This window comes from Nostoc sp. UHCC 0251 (genome assembly GCF_034932245.1).
Classification (GTDB): Bacteria; Cyanobacteriota; Cyanobacteriia; order Cyanobacteriales; family Nostocaceae; genus Nostoc.
Genome location: NZ_JAYGHD010000209.1, coordinates 1 through 4,230 on the forward strand (window position 1 = coordinate 1; position 4,230 = coordinate 4,230).

General features: G+C 41.6%; 1 protein-coding gene. It reads right to left on the reverse strand.

The features are described 5' to 3' along the window. Positions 1-4,230: condensation domain-containing protein (locus VB740_RS17345; RefSeq protein ID WP_416290045.1), on the reverse strand; the 4,230-nt coding region annotated here is incomplete at both ends.

Here is a 4,230-nt window from a genome sequence, read left to right on the forward strand (position 1 = left end):
GTTGCAGATACTCGTCTAAGATGTAGATTTGAGTATTGTCAATTGGCCGACCAATGGGAATTGTTGTAGCGTCTTCGGGAACATTCTCCACCAAGTACCAGGAACTAAATGTTGTATTTTCTGTTGGGCCATAGACATGGAGCAGTTTTTGCGGGCCACCATTTTTCAGGACTTCTTGCACCCACTTGGGATCTACAGCTTCTCCTCCAAACAGAAGATACCGCAGTGAATTGAAAGCAGAGGGTACTGTTTGGGCAATTTGATTGAACAAGGCAGTCGTCAAAAATAATATGCTGATCCCTTGCCGTTGAATCAAAGCAGCGAAATCTTTTGGTGACAGAGCTAACTCTTTGCTCACTCCTAATAACCGCGCTCCTACTAGTAGCGCTCCCCAAATTTCAAAGGTTGCTGCGTCGAAGGAGTAATTTGACGCTTGTGCAATCACATCTTGTGGTTCTATGTTGATGTAATTTGTGTTAATCACCAAACGGTTGACACCTTGGTGAGTGACGCTAACTCCTTTGGGTTTGCCTGTTGAACCTGAAGTGTAGATGACATAAGCTAGACAATCCGATCTCACTTCCACCGTGGGGTTTTCATGGCTTTGGAGAGCGATCGCTTCTAAATCATTATTGTAGCAAATGACACGCGCTCTCTGGTTGGGGATAGTATTGGCCAATTTGTCTGTGGTCAACAGCACCGATATCTGAGCGTCTTCTATGATCAAAGTCAAACGCTCAGTGGGATACTCCGGGTCAAGTGGCACATAAGCTCCCCCTGCCTTAAGAATGCCCAATAGTCCCACTACCATTTCAACAGAGCGCTCTACACATATCCCTACCAACACATCTGCTCCCACTCCCAATGAGCGCAAGTAATGCGCCAACTGATTAGCACGACTATTCAACTGTTGGTATGTGAGTTGTTGGTCTTCATACACCACTGCTACTGCATCTGGGATACGCGCCACCTGCTCCTCAAATAACTGATGGATGCATTTATCTTGGGGATAATCTACTCGTGTATCATTCCACTCAACTAATAACTGCTGTTGTTCAGGTTGTGTCAACAACGGCAATTGATTAATAGGTTGCTGTGGATTAGCCACAATAGCCTCAAGCATTGTTATAAAATGCCCCAGCAGACGGCTAATGGTTTCCTGCTCAAATCGACTAGTATCGTAGCTCACGTTCAGCCAAAATTGCTCACCAATGCCAGCTACAACCGTCAGGGGATAATTTGTTTGTTCAATGCCCCGGAAATTAGAGACTGTCAAACCGCCATTGTCTTCATCTAAAGCACTATCCATTGGATAATTTTCAAACACGACAATGGTCTCAAACAAAGACATACCTCTAGGCACATCACTCAGACCCTGAATCTCTACCAATGAGTAATAGGAAAATTGCTCAGATTCTACCTGTTGGTTTTGTAAATCTTTCAACAAACCCAGTAAATCAGTGTTATCTGCAATTTGCACCCGCACAGGCACAGTATTGATAAATATCCCCACCATCGACTCTACACCAACTAAAGATGGCGGACGACCAGACACCGTTGCACCAAAAACTATATCTTTTTGTTGGCTATAGCGAGACAACAGCAATGCCCAAGTCGCCTGCACCAGATTATTAACCGTCAATTGATGCTGTTTAACAAAATTCACCACTGCATCTGTTGCTGACACCGTTAACTGAATCTGTTGTTCACTATAACTAGAATGCTGTTGCTGATTTAACAATGGTTTATTCACAGTCAACGGTGTGGGAGCGATAAAACCAACGAGTTTTTCTCGCCAAAATTCTTTAGCTAAATCGAGATTTTGTTGCTGTAACCAAGCAATATAGTTGCGGTAGCTGATGGTTGGTTGTAACTCTAAACTTTGTCTTTGAGAAATTGTTTGATAAAACCCAAACAAGTCTTTCAAAACCAACGGTAACGACCAGCCATCAAGTAATATATGGTGATAACACCATACAAACTGATAAGTATCAGAATCCAATTGCAGCAGATATAGGCGTATCAATGGCGTTTGCGACAACTGCAAACCTTGTTGTCGCTGCTCGACAAGAAAAGTCTTTAATTGCGCTTGCTGCTCAATATTCGATAACTCTTGCCAATCTAGAGTATCGACAGTCACCGGAACCTGTCGATAGACCACTTGCACAGGCTGGCTTAAAGACTCCCAAACAAAAGCCGTGCGGAAGATGGAATGCCTTGCTACCACCTGCTGCCAAGCTTGTGAGAACACGCTTACATTCAGGTTTCCTGTGAAAGTGCAAGTTATCTGCTCAAAATATACTCCCTCATCTGGAGCATACAAACTTTCAAACAGCATCCCCTCTTGCATCGGCGATAAGGGATAAATATCCTCAATATTTTGCCAAGACTTTTTACCCAGTTCACCTAGTAATGCAAGTCTTGCCAAGACTAAATCCAATTCTCTTTGGTTAAGTTTGATTAATGGGAAATCTGTTGGCGTATAACCAATATTTTCTGGCTCTAAACAATGAGCAATAATTTCTTGCAAATAAGAAACAAATTCTTGGGCAATATTTTCAATGGTTGTGTGCTGATGGATATTGCTACTGTATATCCAATTTATTTGCAGTTGTTCGTCATTAATGATGGCATTAATATCTATTAGATTTGAGCGTTGACCTTCTAAACTTTGGAATTGTCCGCTAGACTCACTAGCAGGCGATATCAGAGACGATGTATTCAGAATTTGACTAAATTGACCCAGATAATTGAAGCTAATCTGTGCCATTGGAATTGTGGTTAGTTGGGCAGTTATTTCTGCATCTTGATTCAAATAGCGCAATAAGCCGTAGCCAATGCCTTTGTTAGGTATTGCACGTAATTGTTCTTTGACAGATTTTAAAGTGTTGCCAAGATTGTCTAATTCTATTGCTTCAAGTTTTAAAACTACTGGGAAAATTGTTGTAAACCAACCGATGGTGCGTGATAAATCTACACCATCGATAATATCTTCCCGTCCATGACCTTCTAAGTTAAACAAGACAGACTTAGAATTAGTCCATCTACTCAAAACCAATACTAAGGCAGTTAACAAGACATCGTTGATCTGAGTTTTATAAGCTTTCGGTACATCTTGCAGCAGGGAATGCGTGTCAGAGAAGTTTAATGACACTGATACTGTACAGGCAGATGCAACTGTATTTACACCTTGTGCATAATCTACTGGGATGCTAGTAACATTTGACTTTGATCCATTCAACCAATAAGCCAGTTCTGGTTTTAAGATATCTGAAGTCGCATATACTCTCAGCTTTTGCGCCCAATCTTTGAAAGCAGTGGTTTTGGCCGGCAGTTGAATGGTTTTGCCACAAGAGAGTTGCTCGTACCCTGTTTGTAAATCTTCTAATAATATCCGCCATGACACACCGTCTACTACTAAGTGGTGAATGATTATTAGTAATCGTGCCTTTTTGTCACTACCTAACCAAAATAATGCTACTTGCACCAGATTTGATTCTAGATTCAAACTCGCTTGTAAGCCATTGCCAGTGGTTTCAATTGTCTTTTCTTGCTCAGAGGACGTTTGTGTGGATAAGTCGAAATACGAGATTGCTTTTGATTCACCAGGTGCGGAATAAACAGAGTGCCAAGACGATTCTGTTTGTGTAAATCGTAAGCGTAGAGCATCATGATGAACAAGTAATACAGCCCATACTTGCTCTAATATCTCTAGTTTGATGTCAGATGGTACTGAAACTAGAAATGCTTGATTAAAGTGTTGTTTTTGTGGTAGTTTCTGCTCAAAAAACCACTGTTGAATTGGTGTTAAAGGTGACGTTCCTGTAACTAATCCTTGTTCTATTTCTAGTACTTTTGTTGTGCCTGCGACTGTAGCTAATTCTGCGATTGTTTGATTGGCAAATAGTTGTTTGAGAGTCAGTTCTATGCCGACAAGCTTTGCTTTGGCAATGATTTGAATGCTGAGGATGGAATCTCCTCCTAGCTCAAAGAAGTTATCATCTATGCTTACAGCTTCTACTCTCAAGACTTGCGCCCAAATAGAAGCCAATTTGGTTTCAACTGGGGTGCGTGGTGCTACTAAAGTACCTTCTATTCCTGTGCGTGATTCTACTACTGGTAGGGCGCGACGGTCTATTTTACCGTTGGCAGTCAACGGTAGGGACTCCAAAATCACTATTGCACTTGGTACCATGTAATCTGGTAACTTTTCCTTGAGGAAGCTACGCA